Source organism: Sporosarcina sp. FA9, from assembly GCF_051550205.1.
In the GTDB taxonomy this organism is placed as follows: Bacteria; Bacillota; Bacilli; order Bacillales_A; family Planococcaceae; genus Sporosarcina.
Genome location: NZ_CP188819.1, coordinates 1,759,294 through 1,777,096 on the forward strand (window position 1 = coordinate 1,759,294; position 17,803 = coordinate 1,777,096).

A 17,803-nucleotide genomic window follows, 5' to 3' on the forward strand; every position below is an offset into this window, starting at 1 on the left:
GTATTAATAACCATTTTTTTAAGTTGTTGTGTTTGTTGGAGTTTTGTTGGTTTTCGGGCATGTTGAATGCGTTGCGTTATTGACGTTGGCGAATGAGAATGATACTTTTAAAGAGTAAAAAAGTACCGAGTTTTTCATTGGACAGTAATTCGTTCAGCGACCCGGCATTTTTTATTTGTAACCAATATTTGCCGAGCGTCGTCTAACAAGTAGGAAAGGAGGCGGGGAGGATGACTGATAAGGAATTACGTGGAAGGACGAAAAACAAACAGATCGAGGAGCTAATGACGCGGTACGGGGAAGAAATCAAGCGTCTTGCCTATACATATGTAAAAGACCATGCTGCAGCCGAAGACATTACACAGGAGATTTTCCTAACGGTTTATCTGAAATTGGATTCATTCACGAAGAAGTCTTCGATTAGGTCATGGATCTATTCCATCGCCATTAATAAATGCAAAGACTATTTGCGAAGCTGGCATGTGAGAAAAATTTCTGTGCGGGAAAATATAAAGGATGTATTGGCAGCTAAATGGACCAGACCTGACGAAGAATTGCATGCGAAAATGGAAAGTGCGCAACTTGTCGATGAAGTGTTGCGATTGCCCATCAAATATCGGGAAGTGATTCTCCTACATTATTACCGCGAGCTGTCCATCAGGGAAATCAGCGCTATTCTCGCTATCGGTGAAAGTACAGTGAAAGTGAGGCTGCATCGGGGAAGAGAAAAGCTACGCAAGCCAATGGAACTTTTGGAAAGAGGTGAGGCGAATGGATAAGAAATTGAAGGATCTGAAGAACGATATGGACACGGCCATCTCATCAGCCCCATATTTCAAAGAACAGGATCGAAAGCAGATCCGCTCGAAAATCAGAACAATGCAAACTGCAGATACTCCGAAAAGACGGTTGAACTTTTGGCCGGCGGTACTGACAGCTGCTGCCGTTAGTGCATTCATCTTCATCCTTGGTGGGATGGCTGCAAAAGAGCTTGGTTTATTCGCGACGGGTGAAAAACCGCGAACCGAACCGCCGCATGAGAATGTACCACCGGTGATAAATCCTGATGATAATGATAAACCCGATGTAATTGACACTGGAATGCTCAGAGTCCATTATCAGGATATACATGGGGATACAGTCATCTGGTCGGGTACAAACGATACACCTGAATCAGGCTCATTCGGGTACGACATGACGACATACAATATGCGCACGGAGGAATTTAGCGAGTTGATTACATCCGACTTTGACTTTGAAGTATATGGTGGGCAAATCAATGAAGATTGGATTACATGGGTTGATGCGGGGTTGTTCAAAGAAACTGGTAAATGGAGGATTTATGCGCTAAATCGTGAAAGTGGTAATAAAATGGTCATTCGAGAATCAAGTGACGTTCCTGGTTATAGCAATCCCAATGTAATGGAGCCACGGATTTCCATGAGTAGCGGGACAAACCGGCTTACTTGGGCAGAGCCGGTTGCAGGGGAAAATAAGACGATGATCCAACTGTATGATCTAGATACAGGTGTAATGCAAACTGTCGGTGAATCGGATGTGCGTACACTTACAAAAATTTCGAATGACTATTTGCTTTGGACGGATGGAGATAAAGATTTTGTCGTCTATTCCATTAAAGAGAAAAAAATGGACCCCGCATTCACAAATAATATGTTCACTTATGCCCCCACGTTGAACGACACTTATGTCGTTTGGCAGGAAGCGACTGAAACAAGCGAGACACGGCTTGTAATTAGTTCGATAGCGGGTTCGAAGGAAGTCGAGCTATTCCGCGGGGACATCAACACCTTTGATATCGGTGAAGACTATGTCGTTTGGGAAAGCGAACAGATAATCTACGCCTATTCATGGACGTATCGTGAAACGAAGGAAATTGGTCAAAACGGTGAATTCCCTGTCATCCGTGGCAATACGGTTATCTGGCAACAATTGAAGGAGGATTCTGAGAGTACGAAGCTACAAGTGATTGATCTTGAGAAACCGAAATTCGATGAATATCTAGAAAAGATGATCGAAAAAGACAATCTTGGTGACCGTAATGAAGATTTAGAGACGGATATCAAGGAGTGGTTGTCTACTAACGCTGTATTCGGAAAGGCTTTGAAGAATGGTCTTTTCGGTGCTTATCTCGATACTAAAGGGACGGTAGTTGTTGACTTTGTCCCATTTATGAATATTGTCGGTGTGCCAGCGTGGGAAGAAAGAAAAGTACTATTGGAAGCGATGAATGAAATCATCTTCAATCATCCTGAAGTAAAAGAAATTTACTACACATTCAATCTGAACTTTACAGCTTTTGGAGATTGGACCGAAGTAGGGGAGCATGTGTATACAAGGGATGACGAGTATCAGACAATTCCTTCAGATCAACTATCTCTTGAGGATTCTGAAACTGCCTATGAAATGTGCGTGAACGCGCTGACTGACTATTACGAAGCGGTTTGGAACGGGTCAGATATTGATTTGGATACATTTATCGATAACGATGACCTAAATCGGTATATGCAAAAGAAAATTCAATCTCAACATGATTTGCATGCAGGTTATACTGATAAGGTAAAAAATATTGAAATTGACGATTGGGAAGTGGATTATTCTGATGATGCGGATGGGGGCTTTCTCTATTTACACTTACCTGCGCACATTAAAAAGTTTGTAGGCGGTTATGGTGAAGGCACTGAATTTCTTGTGCGTAAAGTAAACGGCAAGTTAGTCATTGTTGATTGGTATACGGGTGGAAAAGATACGTATGATTTTATGGTGCGTGGAGATAATCAAACGATTGACAACCCCAATATTTGGAATGATAGTGAATGGGTAAAGAAGCTAGATGCGAAAGTGAATGAATTTTCAGGCTCTACCAAATAGCATGGCAATCAAATGGAAAAGGAATTACAGTCTAATAATTGAGGCATTTCCTTTGCACGACACAAACATGAATAAGCGCACATTCACGGTAAATATAGGGTGCTTGTGACAAAGCAACTAACAGGGAACGGACGAGGATTTACATCGTTCGTTCCCTGTTTTTTTCATAAGCAATTGTGTGTTAATGAAACTAATATCACATCAAACGTGAGGATATTTTTGTAATTTATAAAACTAACATCTAATCGTTTCTAATCTACTTGTAAACATTTATTTATGATTTAAAGACCTATTAAAGACATGTCTTATATTTACTTTCTAATGTATGATTAGTTTGAAGACTCAGATAATAAAAAGGAGGAAGAGATGGAATGGAAAAAAATGCGCTTACAAATGGGGTAGAAATAGGAAAGCGTAATGGAGGATTATTAAAGTATATTGGTCCTGCATTTATTACTTCAGCTTTGGTTTTAGGGCCAGGAAGTTTAACTCTAGCTTCAAAAATTGGAGCCATTTATGGGTCCCAACTCGTATGGGCTATCGTCGCTGCTATTCTTCTTATGATGAGCTATACAGAAATGAGTACTAGGATTGGAATAGCGGGTCAAGATAGTTTTATAGGTATTATGCTAACTAAATGGGGGAAAGTTGCAGCAGTTTTAATTGGAATCGGTGCATTTTTAGTTACATCTTCTTTCCAAGCCGGAAATGCGATTGGAACTGGGATTGCCATGAATGCATTGACAGGAGTAAACGGAAAAGTATGGATTGTAATTATGACATTATTAGCTATTGGATTGCTTTTTGCCAAGCAGTTTTACGCTGTTTTAGAAAAACTTATGCTTGGTTTAGTATTGGCAATGTTAGGTGCATTTCTTATAACATTTATTGCTGTTAAGCCTTCAGTTGGAGAAATAGCGAAGGGATTAATACCGACATTCCCTGATGGAAGTATGGGACTTATTATTGCATTATTTGCGACTAGTTTCTCCATCGTAGGAGCCGTTTATCAATCGTATTTAGTTCAGGAAAAAGGTTGGACAATTAAGGACGCTAAATACAGTATACGTGAATCATATATAGGAATTTTTATTTTGGGGTTTATTTCATTTTTAGTTATGGTAGTAGCTGCAACAATTCTAAATCCAAAAGGCCTAATGGTAAACGATGCATCTGAAATGGGCTTATCGCTTGAACCGATATTTGGATCATGGGCATCCGTAGTATTTATGATAGGTCTTTTAGGAGCCTCTTTTTCGTCACTTATCGGGAACGCTACTATTGGAGGGTCTATGCTAGCGGATGGTTTTGGTTTCGGTAGAAAGTTGTCAAGTATGAAAGTAAAGGTATCGATTATGATTGTGATTTTGTTTGGATCAACCATAGCCATGATCTTTGGATCAGCACCAATTAACTTAATTATTTTTGCACAAGCGGTGACAATATTCGTTGTACCATTTATCGCAATTTCAATTTTGGTTATTGCAAATGATAAAAAAATAATGGGAACGCTAAAAAACAAACTAACGAGTAATATATTTGGAGTAATTGGTTTACTTGTATTATTATATTTAGCATTTAATAATTTTAAAAACATATTTTTCTCTTAATGAATAAAGGAGTGTGTTTGGGATGAAGGATGTAAAAACATTAGAAGAAATAATGACTACTCCATCCAAGGAACTTATTGAGGATATGAAAAAGATAGATGGAAACATTATGATTCTTGGTATTGGTGGTAAAATGGGCCCAACAATGGCAGTGATGGCAAAACGGGCGATTCAAGAGGCAGGGGTTGAAAAGAAAGTAATAGGAGTTTCAAGATTCGCTTCAGGGACTTTGGAAAAAGAATTAAACAAAGCTGGAATCGAAACAATTGCTACAGATTTAATGAACGAAGAACAATTGCGTGCACTACCTAGGGAGAAAAATATAATTTATATGGCAGGGAACAAGTTTGGTACATCTGGCAATGAGCATTATACATGGGCCATGAATACTTATTTACCAGGCAGGGTAGCTGAGCATTTCACAGGTGCAAGAATAGTAGCTTTTTCTACGGGAAATGTTTATCCACTTGTACCTGTCCTGCAAGGAGGCTGTGATGAATCACATCCTGTAGCACCTGTTGGTGAATATGGGCAATCTTCTTTAGGTAGAGAACGAATATTTACTCATTTTTCTCATAGAGATGAAACACCTTTAACTATTTTCCGATTAAACTATGCAATTGATATGCGTTATGGAGTGTTATTAGAAATAGCAAAGTCTGTCTATCATTCAAAACCAATTGATCTTACAATGGGTCATGTGAATGTAATATGGCAAGGAGATGCAAATGAATATGCTTTACGTTCTTTACTGTTAGCAAAACATCCACCAGAAATATTAAATGTTACTGGTCCTGAAACTCTTCCGGTGCGATGGATTGCAGAGGAATTTGGCGAAATCTTTGGGAAGGCACCTGTCTTTATAGGTGAGGAACAAGAGACAGCTTTGTTAAATAATGCGAGCAAGGCTCATCAGTTATTCGGATATCCGAGCATCTCTATTCGAGAGTTAATTAAATGGACGGGTGAGTGGGTTTCAAACGATCAAGAAACCTTGGATAAACCGACACATTTCCAAGAGAGAAAGGGGCAATTCTGATGTCACTGTCAATTGAAAAACTTCAATTGCTTCATGACGGTGCTTTTATTCCCGCACATCCCCTTGCATTGCTTGAGGACAAGAGTCTGGATGAAGAATCACAAAGGCAACTTACTCAATACTATTTAAACGCAGGTGTGGATGGTCTTGCAGTAGGGGTCCATACAACTCAATTTGAAATCCGAGATCCTAAATTTAATCTGTATGAAAGAGTACTTCAACTCGCTAAAGAGGAAGTTCAAAATACAGTACTAAAAAAAACAATACTTATGGTTGCGGGAGTTTGTGGCCCAACTGATCAAGCAATCGAAGAAGCTATATTGGCAAAAAAAATTGGCTATGACATGGTGCTGTTAAGTAATGGCGGATTAAATCATTATACAGAATCGGATTTGCTTGAGCGGACACGAAAAATTGCGAATATACTTCCAGTTTTCGGTTTTTATTTGCAACCAGCTGTTGGTGGAAGAGCTTTTAGTTATGAGTTTTGGAAGGACTTCGCTAACATCGATAATGTGTTAGCCATTAAAATGGCACCTTTTAATCGTTACCAAACACTTGATGTTGTAAGAGCAGTTTGTGAATCGAATCGTACGGATGAAATTGCACTTTACACTGGGAATGATGATAATATTGTACTTGATTTATTTACAAATTATGAATTTAAAAAGAATGGCGAAACGTGTGAAAAAGAAATTGTAGGTGGGTTATTAGGCCACTGGTCGGTTTGGACTGAAAGTGCTGTCAAAATGTTTGAAGACATCAAATTAGCTAGAAAAGAAGAGAAAATTGATAAAAAGTGGCTAACAATTGCACAAAAAGTAACAGATTCAAATGCTGCATTTTTTGATTCTGCCAATCAGTTTAAAGGAAGTATATCCGGCATCAATGAGGTGTTGAGACGACAAGGCCTTCTTCGGGGAAATTGGTGTCTTGCTGAAAATGAAGTATTAAGTGAAGGTCAAGCTGAAGAAATTACAAGAGTCGAACAAGAATACCCTGAGTTGAATGACATAGAATTTATTCTAGAATTTTTACTGTCTAAAAACCATGTATAATTAGTACACGTAGACACATTCATTAGAGTGTGTCTTTTAGTATCAGGTTATTACGGGGGGATTGTATTTGTCAATTCATATTAAAGTTGGTGTGATTGGTCCACTTTGGATAAGGGAAGCACTTCAAAGATGTTTTGATCGTTTTCCTTCAATGATTCCGATATTCAGATTATCGGATAATCTAATAGATGCCGATGTATTTACTCAAGAACTTTCGACTCAAGTAGATTGTTTGCTATATTCAGGTAGAGTACCATATATGATTGCAAGAAAATCAATTCCTGCACCAATGCCGACTTTTTATATACCTTTAAAAGGGACAGGTCTATACAGGGCTCTGTATTTATTGCGACGCAAAAAAGAGTGGGATCATATTAGTTTTGATGGAATTAAAACACCCTTCATTGATTCTGTAAGGTTATCCTTAAACGAAGTTTTTAGTTATACATTTCTCGATGAAACCGTGAGTTCTTCACCGGTAATTGAAATTGTTAACTATCATAAAAAAATTGTGAAGGACGTTAAAAATTGTGTAGTTGTTACAAGTTTGAAATCTGTTCATGAAAAGCTTAAAGAGGAGGGAATTGTTAGCGAATGGTTAATCCCTACTGAAGAAGATATGATTGTAATTTTGGAAAGATTGTTACTTTCAACTACTCAAAGGAAGCAAAAGGAAATGCAAATTGTTTTCGGCCGTGTGTACATTGATGATACTGCCTATATGAAGGAATTTGCAACAGAAAAACAACTGCAAAATAGAAATCATCAAATATATAAAATTCTATTTGAATTTGTTGAGCAATTTGAAGGCTATTTAACAACATTAAGTGATTATGAGTATTTGTTTGTCACCAACAGAGGTGCATTTGAACGAATCACGGAAGGATATAAATCCCTACCTATATTAGATGAAGCAAAAAAAAGTTTGAATATAAATTTATCAATAGGTATCGGATTCGGTGAAAGTGCATTTCAAGCAGGAGGAAATGCACGTGCAGCCGTTTTTCAAGCTAAAAGTTATGGGGGACGATGTGGCTTTATCGTACGCGAAGATAGAGAGGTTTTTGGACCGATTGATTTAATAGCGCCTATTAAGTATCCACTTTCTGTAACTGATCAAAATTTGATTGAGAAAGCAAAAAGTATTGGAACAAATGCAGCCTATTTGGAAAAGACCCTTTCGATGGTGAAAAGAAAAAATAATAATAAGTTTTCTGCTCATGAAATGGCGGAAATACTAGGAGTAACAACAAGAAGTTCCCACCGAATTATACAGACTTGGTTGGATGCCAAAATCATTGAAGTAGTTGGTGTCGAAAAACTTACAACAAGGGGTAGACCGAGACAAATCTTTTCGATTAAAGAATAGGAAAAGAGGGATTTACTATGAAGATTGGTTTAATTGGATTGGATACATCTCATAGCGAAATTTTCACACGTTTATTGAATGATACTACTGATCCTAATCATATAAGGGGTGCGAAAATTACACATGCCCTTCCTATATTTTCCGAAGATTTAGCAATGAGTCGTGATCGATTTCCTAAGTATCTTTCAATAGTAAAAGATAAATATGGGGTTGAAATTGTTAATGATGTAGACTTTTTATTTAGTCAAATTGACGCCGTGATACTTGGAACTGTTGATGGAAGAAATCATCTAGAATGGATAGAGAAAATAATAACCTATGGAAAACCGATTTTTGTAGATAAGCCTATCGTTATGAATAGTGAAGAAATGGAAAAAGTAATTAAATTAAGTTTAAAATACGGGACCCCATTAATGAGTTCGTCTTCTTTACGGTACGCAGATTCAGTAAAACGAATACGAAATGACGGGATGAAAGATGTAGTAGGTGGTTATATTTATGGACCACTTCCCATAGAAAAAGCAATGCCTGGATACTTTTGGTATGGAATACACATGATTGAAATGGTTATTTCTTTAATGGGGACAGATGTAAAAGTGATTGGTCGAGAACAATCAAAAAATGAAATAGAATTTGAAAAATTAACCTTACTATTTAATAATAAAAATGAAGTAATTATTAGAGGAGATTATGATTGGCACAACCGATTTGGAGGTGTTCTTCATTTCGAAAATGATGTTAAAACTTTTCAACTTTGGAAGGAAGAAAGACCTTATTATGCTAATTTGTTAGAGGAAATGATTGTGTTTTTTAAAACGGGGATTTCTCCTGTTACGTTAAAGGAAACTGCTGAAATTATTAAACTATTAGAAGAAATAAATAATTGGGAAAGTCATTTTTAATTTAAAAGTTCTATCTGAATATAAAATAATTCAAATACTATATACATTTAAATGAAATGGGATTATAGGCCTTTCAATAATAAGACTGTTTTTGTAATCTAAAATATATGCTTGAATAGGAAAAGGCGACACTTCATTTTAGTTTAAATGAAGTGTCGTCTTTTAAGTTATTTTAGTTTAATCAACATCCATAGGCACAAGGTTGAATATTTCATGGTCTTCGAAGGCGTTTATTAATCGGTCAAGCCATTCATAGTATTTCTTAATATAGATAAGTTTATCCATATCTGCTTTTACTTCTTCTAAAATAGCTGTGCTGATGGATTCATCTTCTGCAAGCTGTTCTAGTTCCAAAAGCGATTTTCTAATTGCAGCAGAATGAATTGTCACAGATCTTCTCCATCTCATCGTAAATGTATCTATAAAGCTTTGATACCAATCATCATTAACCTCATATAAATCCTTCCGTACCCCGCGCTCCCAAACACGCTCTACAAGTTTGGCCTCGGATAGGGCACGGATAGAGGTACTCATACTGGTTTTACTCATACCAAGTTCTTCGGACATATCATCCAATGTAGATGGTTTATTTTGAAAAAACATCATACCGTACTGTCTACCTGCAGAAGGTGGAAGACCATAGAGATGTATATTTTGTGCAATAGACTCCGTAATGCGCTTACGTGCCTTTTCAAGCCTTTCTTTACCATCCATAAAAACGAGAGCCTCCTTATAATTAAAAACGAAATAAAAGATTCCAGTACTTTTAGTATAGTCTAGTTTAGATTAAAGTGAAAATCAAACTTGTATACAGAAAAAACTTTACGTACAATACGAATAGGGATATTGGTTGTATTACAAACAGATTACAGTTATGCTATTAAACATCAAAAGATATCAGATTTGTAGGGAGTGTACGGATGTTAGAAAATGAAGCCAAAAAGAAAATTGAAGTCAAACAGACAACTAAAATTTTCGGCAAAAACAGTAAACGAGCGGCACAGCTGCTACGTGAAGGTAAGTCTAAAGATGAAATATTGAAAGAGACGGGCGCAACTGTTGGTGTGAAAAATGCGACGTTTGAAGTTTATGATGGTGAAATATTTGTCATTATGGGTTTATCCGGAAGTGGTAAATCCACACTCGTCCGTTTATTAAACAGACTTATTGAGCCAACTTCAGGTCGAGTTTTGATAGACGGAGACGATATTGTCAAAATGAACAATGAACAACTTAGAAAGCTTCGACGTAAAAAAATAGGAATGGTGTTCCAAAACTTTGCACTTTTTCCACATAAAACGATTCTTGCAAATACGGAATATGGCTTAGAAATCCAAGGTGTTCCTAAGGAAGAGCGTGAAATGGATGCGAAAGTGGCATTAGGACTCGTTGGATTAGCTGGATATGAAGAACAATTCCCGAGCCAATTAAGCGGTGGAATGCAGCAAAGAGTGGGTCTTGCACGTGCACTCGCAAATGATCCAGATATATTACTTATGGATGAAGCCTTTAGCGCACTAGATCCTCTTATTCGTAAAGATATGCAAGATGAGCTTTTGCAACTTCATAGTGATATGGGAAAAACAATTATCTTTATCACACATGATTTAGATGAGGCCCTTCGTATAGGAGATCGCATAGCCCTAATGAAAGACGGGGAAATTGTTCAAATCGGTACACCCGAAGAAATATTGATGAACCCATCTAATGAGTATGTTGAACGTTTTGTTGAAGATGTTGATTTATCAAAAGTGTTAACGGCAGCTCATATTATGAAGCATGCAGATACTGTTCAAGTAGATCGGGGTGCACGAGTTGCACTTAGACTTATGAAACGTTTACGTATTTCATCAATTTATGTTGTTGATAAACGTGGACGTTTACTTGGTGCAGTAACGGCCCAAGATGCCTTGACAGCAACTGAAAATGATCAGTTACTTGAAGAAGTATTAATTACTGATGTTATTATGATTCCAGAAGAAAGTTTGTTGACTGATTTATTTGATAAGGTTTCAATCGCAACAATTCCTGTTGCAGTAGTTGATAGCGAAAATAGGGTAAAAGGAATCATCATACGTGGTGCTCTAATTGGTGCATTGGCTGGAAATAATCAGTTCATTAACGAAAATGGAATTGTCGATGAAATCGTAGAACCGGAATCAGAGGTGAATACAAATGGATAAGTTCTTACCAAGATTACCATTTGCGGATTGGATTGATAACGGTGTCGATTGGCTTACTGATACATTTGGTCCTGTTTTTGATGGAATTTCGATTTTATTAGAAACGATAGTAGAAAGTTCAGTAGATATTCTTGCATTAGTGCCTTCCATTGTTCTTGTTGTAATTTTTTCTTTACTAGCGTGGTTAATATCTACTAGGAAAATAGCTATTTTTTCATTAGTAGGTTTTCTATTTATAGATTACTTGGGTTATTGGTATCCAATGCTTCAAATGCTCATGCTCGTGCTCACAGCTGTCTTTTTCGCGATTGCCATTGGCATACCGATTGGGATTTGGGGTTCACAGCAAGCATCTGCAAGAAAAGTTATTAACCCAATTCTGGATCTCATGCAGACGATGCCAGCCTTCGTCTACTTGATACCAGCAATTTTCTTTTTCAATATAGGGGTTGTGCCCGGAGTTGTTGCGTCGGTTATTTTCTCGATGCCACCGACAATCCGTTTAACAATGTTAGGTATTAGGCAAGTGCCGAAAGATTTGATTGAAGCAACGGAGGCATTTGGCTCAACAACGTGGCAACGGTTGAGCAAAGTTCAAATTCCGCTCGCCAAACCAACCATGATGGCAGGCGTTAACCAAAGCATTATGCTTTCCCTGTCAATGGTTGTGATTGCTTCAATGGTAGGTGCACCGGGACTTGGTGTGAATGTGTATCAGGCTGTAACACAGTTGAAAACAGGTGTCGGCGTTGAAGCGGGAGTGGCCATTGTAATCGTAGCGATTATATTGGACAGAATTACGCAACATGCCGGAACCAAAAAACAAGGGGGAAATAATTAATGACAATCAAGAAGAAAATATTCGGGCTAGGAGCAGTTGCTCTACTAGCGGTAGGACTTGCAGCATGCGGAGATGACAAGGACGAAGGAAAAAAAGAAACAGACGATAGTACTACTGGAGGTTCAACAGAATCTGTTGGGGAATCCGTCGATTATAAAATTACTGGGATTGACCCAGGTGCAGGTATTATGGAAGCCGCAGACAAAGCGATTGCTGACTATGAACTAGACGAATGGACGCTTACAACAGGTTCGGGTGCTGCAATGACAGCTGCATTAAAAAAGGCGTATGACAGTGAAAAGCCAATTATCGTTACGGGCTGGACACCACACTGGAAATTTGCAGAATTTGATTTGAAATACCTTGAAGATCCGAAAGGTTCGTTTGGCGGAGAAGAAGAAATTCATTCAATCGGACGTCTTGGACTTGCAGATGATTTACCGGAAGCACACGCAGTTCTTTCAAACTTCAACTGGTCTGAAGACGATATGGGTGAAGTGATGATTGCCATCCAAGGTGGAGAAAATGAAGTAGATGCAGCACAAAATTGGGTTGATGCAAACGAAGAAAAAATAGCAGAGTGGACGAATGGCGTGGATGCAGTCGATGGCGATAAAATTAAACTTGCATATGTTGCATGGGATAGTGAAATCGCAAGCCACAACGTTATGAAACTTGTACTAGAAGAAGTAGGTTATGATGTTACGTTGGTGCAAGTTGAAGCAGGTCCAATGTGGTCAGCGATTTCCGACGGCAGCGCGGATGCAACACTTGCGGCGTGGTTACCACTTACACACGCAACGTATGCTGAAAAATTCGATGGTGATTTTGAAGATTTAGGAATCAATATGGAAGGTGTCAAAGTCGGACTTGTTGTACCGCAATATATGGACATCGATTCGATTGAAGACTTGAAATAATAAGTGTGATAGAATTTTTACCCCAGTTTCCTTAGTGGAACTGGGGTATTTTTTTGGTTTTGGGTAGTTATGCTGAAAAAGAAACGATGCAATATGATCAGAAAAAATCGGGCAGATACTGAAACTGGGGAAGATCCGATTACATTCTGTCTCAATCTGTTGCGCAGCATGGGTGAGTTGGATAATCAGGCAAAAGGTATTTGTTACTCGCATTATTTTCAGAGTGTCCAATGCTTATTCCTCCACGTGTTTAAAGTACTCTTGTGACTTTCCATTACACAAGTTAGACGCTATTCAAGGCACCTCTAAATTTTCTTACACTCAAGCAAATATAGTGTAACAATAACTTAAATCGACTACGACTAAATCGTGTACGATATATATTTAAATGTTTTAACTTTAAATGTCGAAATCGAAATTACTAGAAAATAAAAGGAGGAATTAGAATGGTATCAGTTTACGATTTTGAAGTAAAGAAACCAAATGGTGATACCCTGTCATTGAAAGAGTATGAAGGTAAGCCTTTAGTCATTGTAAACACAGCGAGTAAATGTGGGTTAACTCCGCAGTTTAGCGGTTTGCAATCGCTATTCGAAAAATACAAAGAGGATGGCCTAATGATTCTTGACTTTCCTTGCGATCAATTCAATGATCAAGAATTCGATAATATTGATGAAACTACTGAGTTCTGCCAATTGAATTACGGTGTAACGTTCCCGATTATGGCGAAAATCAACGTTAATGGTGATGAGGCGGATCCGTTATTCAACCACCTAACTTCTGAGAAAAAAGGGATGCTCTCGAAGAAAGTTAGATGGAACTTCACGAAATTCCTAGTAGATCGCGACGGAAAAGTTGTTGAGCGCTACGCACCCCAAACCGCTCCTGAAAAACTAGCAGAAGATGTAGAAAAGTTGTTATGATGAAAGACTTTCTGGCGCTTGATAAACAGCTGTGCTTCTCTGTTTATGAAACGGCTGGAGAATTCACTAAGCTGTATTCAAGCGTACTGAAGCCATTCGGACTTACGTATCCGCAATACTTGGTCCTGCTTGCTTTATGGGAGCGTGATGGAATCACGATGAAAGAACTAGGCGAGCAACTCGGTCTAGGTACTGGCACGCTCACACCAATGATCTCCCGCATGCAGGGAAATGGCTGGCTCAGTAAAACTCGTTCAACAGACGATGAACGGAAAGTATATGTCTCGCTTGAAAAGAAAGCATATAAGGAAAAAAGCAACATCACACAGCGAGTCACTGAAGAGATTCAACTATGCAAAATCAGCCTAACTGAATACAAAGAGCTGATGGCGAAGTTGAATGAGCTACATGGGAAATTGAAAGAGCGGTCAAAACCGCCTGGTATTAAAAGATAGAGAACAAACAAGCAGGGACCTAGTTAACGGGTCTCTGTTTTTATTTCGCCACTAATCGTTGCATTTCATAACCAATTAGTCTGTTTTGCATTATGAATTAGATTTCCGTAAAACATAATAGTTTCGTAGACTTGCAACCACAAATAATTTATTTTTTATTCGTTTAAAGATAGGCTGTTCCGATATAATGAAGATAGAGAAAATACACCATTTTTATTAAAGGAAATAAAAACCATATTCCTTCTAAAATTTCAGAAAAGGGTTACTATAAGTATGGATTGAACCGTAAAATTAAGAGTAAACAGAACTGATAAGGACAATCTCTATTTAAAAGGGTATAAGAAGCATATGTTTAAAGAGTATATTATGGTGTCTGGTTATCACAAGATAGGGGAGGAATTACAATTATTAAAATAGTGTTTAGGTTATTATCAATACTCGCAGTAATAGCAGTGATAGTAAGCATTAATAGTTCAAACGGGAACACTTCTTCACCTGAAGAATCGATCACAATTCTTTTCTCTCATGATTTACATGACAATTTTCTTCCGTTTGAAGTGCGTAAAGGTCAAGAACGAATTACGGTTGGTGGTTATGCACGCTTATTCAGTACCATTAAAGAACAAAGAGAAAAAGATCCTGATGCATTATTAGTAGATGCTGGAGATTTTGCGATGGGTACCTTATTTCAAACAATCTATGCCTCGCATGCTCCTAGTCTTAGAATAATGGGGCTAATGGGTTATGATGCGACAACACTAGGGAATCATGAGTTTGACTTTAGAGCAGCGGGCTTAGCAGCTAGTTTAAGAACTGCAAAAGAAAGTGGCGATAAGTTGCCAACTATCGTTGCCTCAAATACTGTTTTTCCGACAGATGAGGATGGTAAAATACCCGCCAACTTACTAGATTTAAAAAAAGCGATGGAAGAGTATGATGTGCAAGATTATCATGTATTGGAGCGAAAAGGAATTAAAATCGGAATCATTGGTTTAATGGGTGAAGAAGCAGATGGGAATGCTCCTATGGCTGGGGTAACATTTAGCGATATCGTTGAAAGCGCTAAATCTACGGTTGCTACATTGAAGAATGATGAAAAAGTTGACCTTATTATTGCTGTTTCTCATTCTGGTACATCTGATGAAAAATCCAAATCAGAAGACGAACTAATGGCAAAAAGTGTACCCGATATTGATGTCATTATAAGTGGGCACAGCCACACATTATTAGAAGAACCTATTTTAGTAGGGGATACGATTATAGGATCTGTTGGAGAATACGGCGAAAATTTAGGAGTCCTTAATATTTCGCAAAATGACAATGGAAAATGGAAATTAAATAACTATGAATTAGTATTAATCGATTATGCCGTAGCTGCGGATCCTACGATTTCCGATTTAATTGATGAGTATAAAGAAATCGTACAGGAGAACTACCTAAATGATTTTGAAATGGGATTTGACGAAGTTCTTGCATACTCTCCATTCGCTTTTACAGCTTTTTCGGATTTAGGCGCTGAACAGAAAGAAGAACCAATAGGGAACTTGATTGGAGATTCGTTTATTTATACGATTAAAGAACTTGAAGGAAACGATTACGAACCAATCGCTGCTGCTGTTATGCCATATGGTACTATTCGGGATTCCTTTAGTAAAGGAAATATAACCGTTTCAAATGTTTTTAATGTCAATTCTTTAGGGATAGGACCGGATGAAATATCAGGGTATCCTCTTTTAAATATTTATTTGACTGGTAAAGAATTGAAGACCATTGCTGAAGTGGACGCATCTGTTCAACCCATCATGAATGAGGTTCAGTTATATGTAGCTGGTTTAAGTTATACTTTTAATACAAAAAGACTGATTTTCAACAAAGTAACTGATGTGAGTTTGCAAGACTTCGACGGTATAAAAGAAGAGATTGATGAAGATAAACTTTACCGGGTTGTAGCAGGATTGTATTCCGCCCAAATGCTCCCTTATGTAAATGAAAAGTCTTTTGGGATTCTGTCTGTCATTCCAAAGACTAAGGAAGGTATACCTGTTACAAACTTTGAGGAACAAATTATTTATATGAATGGCAATCAGGAAGTGAAAGAATGGTATGCAATGGCAAACTACTTTAAGTCCTTTGATAAAGTAGGCGGTGTTCCACAAGTTCCAATTTATTACAAAGAAATGAAAAACAGAAAAATCGTGGAAGAGAATTCGAATATTATTGCAATACTTAAAAACCCTAATCAATTTATAGTAACTATTTATGCAATCCTCCTTACTTTACTGATATCAGTAGTTTTACTTATAACGTTCATAGTAAAACGAAGAAAACGTAAAAATAGAATTCGCGTACCTAAGAATCTCTTAACTTAAACATTGTCTAGAAATAAGCTACTACTCACAAGGATAAATGAGTAGTAGCTTATATTTTGTTTATTCTATTCCTCTAGTTTCTTTAGAATGATTGCCATTGCGGCATGGTTTTTAAATACCATTCAGAATATCGATTTTATGACGGAAAAAAAGTTGTCGGCTGACAAAGCACTACTTCTTAGCCAGTTTAGCGGGAACAATTTCGCCGCCTTTATCTTTAAGGAACATGTAAAGTGATGCACCAAAAATGATTGCATAACCTAAGATACTATAGATGTCCGGTACTTGGCTGAGAAAAGTAAAGCCAAGTAAGGCAGTGAATACGACTGTGAAATAATTAAACACTGAAATTTCATTAGGAGGTGCTAACTTATAGGCCAGTGTAATGCCTAATTGACCAACTGTTGCAAACAGACCGCCCAGCAGTAAGTATGCTGTTTGTTGAAGTGTCATAGGTTCATATATGTAAATCACAAATGGTAAAAGAATGACTGTGGTAAAACCTGAAAAGTAAAAAACGATTGTATAAAACTGTTCCCGGCTCCCAAGCGCCCTTAGTACAGTGTAAGCGGCGCCTGCGAAAACTGCAGACAGAATACCCGCGGCATACGGAACAATATCTAGTGAAAATGATGGTTTGATAATAAAGAGCATGCCCAAAAAGGCAATGAAGATGCTATATAATTGAAAAGGTTTTACATGTTCTTTCAGAAAAATAGCTGCAAATAAAATGGTGAAAAATGGACTCATTTTATTAAGCATATCCGCATCTGCGATAACAAGATTATCAATTGCATAAAACAGTAAGACAATGCCGACTCCACCAAAAACTGAGCGGAGCAGTAACAACGATTGATTTTCACGTTTGCCAAATAAGCGTTGTTTAAAATAAATGACGAGGAAAAATGTAATAATCATTGTTACGCCATTTCTGAAAATGGTCTTTTGTAGTGTAGGTACGTCACCTGAAAGCTTAACAAATAATGTCATAAGCGAAAAACCGAATGCTGATAAAATGATTAATAATATACCTTTATTTCGATTCGTCATAAAATCCTCCGGTTCAATTTGAATGCCTTAACCGACTATTCAGGGTATTGGAATATCAATTTAGACATAAGAATCTTATGGAAAAATCGGATTGGCTAAAGGTTCGACAATCCAATTCATCATCCATTGATTAGTATATCAACTAAAAACTTTTGTATATGTTCTTCGAATTCGATCGTTTTATTGTCATAGGAC

Annotated in this window: 15 protein-coding genes; 13 read left to right on the forward strand and 2 right to left on the reverse strand. The window is 37.5% G+C overall.

What is annotated here, in order from left to right; all coding sequences use genetic code 11:
* The first annotated feature begins 230 nt into the window (after positions 1–230).
* The 7 genes from ACP8HH_RS08610 (at position 231) to ACP8HH_RS08640 (ending at position 8,867) form a co-directional block, all read left to right on the forward strand.
* Positions 231–779 carry a sigma-70 family RNA polymerase sigma factor gene (locus tag ACP8HH_RS08610; RefSeq protein WP_438318667.1) on the forward strand — a complete coding sequence of 183 codons (549 nt, stop codon included), beginning with the start codon at positions 231–233 and terminating at the stop codon, positions 777–779.
* Complete coding sequence (locus ACP8HH_RS08615) at positions 772–2,889, forward strand: hypothetical protein (protein ID WP_438318670.1); 2,118 nt, start codon at positions 772–774, stop codon at positions 2,887–2,889. The genes ACP8HH_RS08610 and ACP8HH_RS08615 overlap by 8 nt, the downstream gene beginning before the upstream one ends.
* A gap of 371 nt (positions 2,890–3,260) precedes the next feature.
* Complete coding sequence (locus ACP8HH_RS08620) at positions 3,261–4,499, forward strand: Nramp family divalent metal transporter (protein WP_438318673.1); 1,239 nt, start codon at positions 3,261–3,263, stop codon at positions 4,497–4,499.
* Between the two features lie 22 nt (positions 4,500–4,521).
* Entirely contained in the window at positions 4,522–5,538 is a 1,017-nt protein-coding gene (locus ACP8HH_RS08625; protein WP_438318676.1) for an NAD-dependent epimerase/dehydratase family protein, read from the forward strand.
* Positions 5,538–6,596, forward strand: coding sequence for a dihydrodipicolinate synthase family protein (locus ACP8HH_RS08630; RefSeq protein ID WP_438318679.1), 1,059 nt, complete (start codon positions 5,538–5,540; stop codon positions 6,594–6,596). Before ACP8HH_RS08625 ends, ACP8HH_RS08630 begins: the two co-directional genes overlap by 1 nt.
* 67 nt (positions 6,597–6,663) lie before the next feature.
* On the forward strand, positions 6,664–7,965 hold the full coding sequence (locus ACP8HH_RS08635; RefSeq protein WP_438318682.1) for a hypothetical protein: 1,302 nt from the start codon (positions 6,664–6,666) through the stop codon (positions 7,963–7,965).
* A 17-nt stretch (positions 7,966–7,982) separates the two neighbouring features.
* The gene (locus ACP8HH_RS08640; RefSeq protein WP_438318685.1) at positions 7,983–8,867 is read left to right on the forward strand and encodes a Gfo/Idh/MocA family protein; all 885 of its coding nucleotides are present in this window, start codon (positions 7,983–7,985) and stop codon (positions 8,865–8,867) included.
* Between the two features lie 177 nt (positions 8,868–9,044).
* Here the strand turns inward: ACP8HH_RS08640 and ACP8HH_RS08645 are convergent, their stop codons facing one another.
* A complete protein-coding gene (locus ACP8HH_RS08645) occupies positions 9,045–9,581 on the reverse strand; it encodes a GbsR/MarR family transcriptional regulator (RefSeq protein ID WP_438318688.1) in 537 nt (178 codons plus the stop codon).
* 206 nt (positions 9,582–9,787) lie between these two features.
* Here ACP8HH_RS08645 and ACP8HH_RS08650 point away from each other — a divergent pair, with 206 nt between their 5' ends.
* From ACP8HH_RS08650 to ACP8HH_RS08675, 6 genes are all read left to right on the forward strand, one after another.
* Entirely contained in the window at positions 9,788–11,050 is a 1,263-nt protein-coding gene (locus ACP8HH_RS08650) for a quaternary amine ABC transporter ATP-binding protein (protein WP_438318691.1), read from the forward strand.
* Positions 11,043–11,891 (forward strand): ABC transporter permease, encoded by an 849-nt coding sequence (locus ACP8HH_RS08655; RefSeq protein ID WP_438318694.1) that lies wholly within the window; start codon positions 11,043–11,045, stop codon positions 11,889–11,891. The genes ACP8HH_RS08650 and ACP8HH_RS08655 overlap by 8 nt, the downstream gene beginning before the upstream one ends.
* 5 nt (positions 11,892–11,896) lie before the next feature.
* Positions 11,897–12,811 carry a glycine betaine ABC transporter substrate-binding protein gene (locus ACP8HH_RS08660; RefSeq protein ID WP_438319085.1) on the forward strand — a complete coding sequence of 305 codons (915 nt, stop codon included), beginning with the start codon at positions 11,897–11,899 and terminating at the stop codon, positions 12,809–12,811.
* A 446-nt stretch (positions 12,812–13,257) separates the two neighbouring features.
* On the forward strand, positions 13,258–13,734 hold the full coding sequence (locus ACP8HH_RS08665; RefSeq protein ID WP_438318698.1) for a glutathione peroxidase: 477 nt from the start codon (positions 13,258–13,260) through the stop codon (positions 13,732–13,734).
* A complete protein-coding gene (locus tag ACP8HH_RS08670) occupies positions 13,731–14,189 on the forward strand; it encodes a MarR family winged helix-turn-helix transcriptional regulator (RefSeq protein ID WP_438318701.1) in 459 nt (152 codons plus the stop codon). Before ACP8HH_RS08665 ends, ACP8HH_RS08670 begins: the two co-directional genes overlap by 4 nt.
* Positions 14,190–14,605: 416 nt before the next feature.
* The gene (locus tag ACP8HH_RS08675) at positions 14,606–16,558 is read left to right on the forward strand and encodes a bifunctional metallophosphatase/5'-nucleotidase (RefSeq protein WP_438318703.1); all 1,953 of its coding nucleotides are present in this window, start codon (positions 14,606–14,608) and stop codon (positions 16,556–16,558) included.
* A gap of 171 nt (positions 16,559–16,729) precedes the next feature.
* Here the strand turns inward: ACP8HH_RS08675 and ACP8HH_RS08680 are convergent, their stop codons facing one another.
* On the reverse strand, positions 16,730–17,608 hold the full coding sequence (locus ACP8HH_RS08680; protein WP_438318706.1) for a DMT family transporter: 879 nt from the start codon (positions 17,606–17,608) through the stop codon (positions 16,730–16,732).
* Positions 17,609–17,803: the final 195 nt, after the last annotated feature.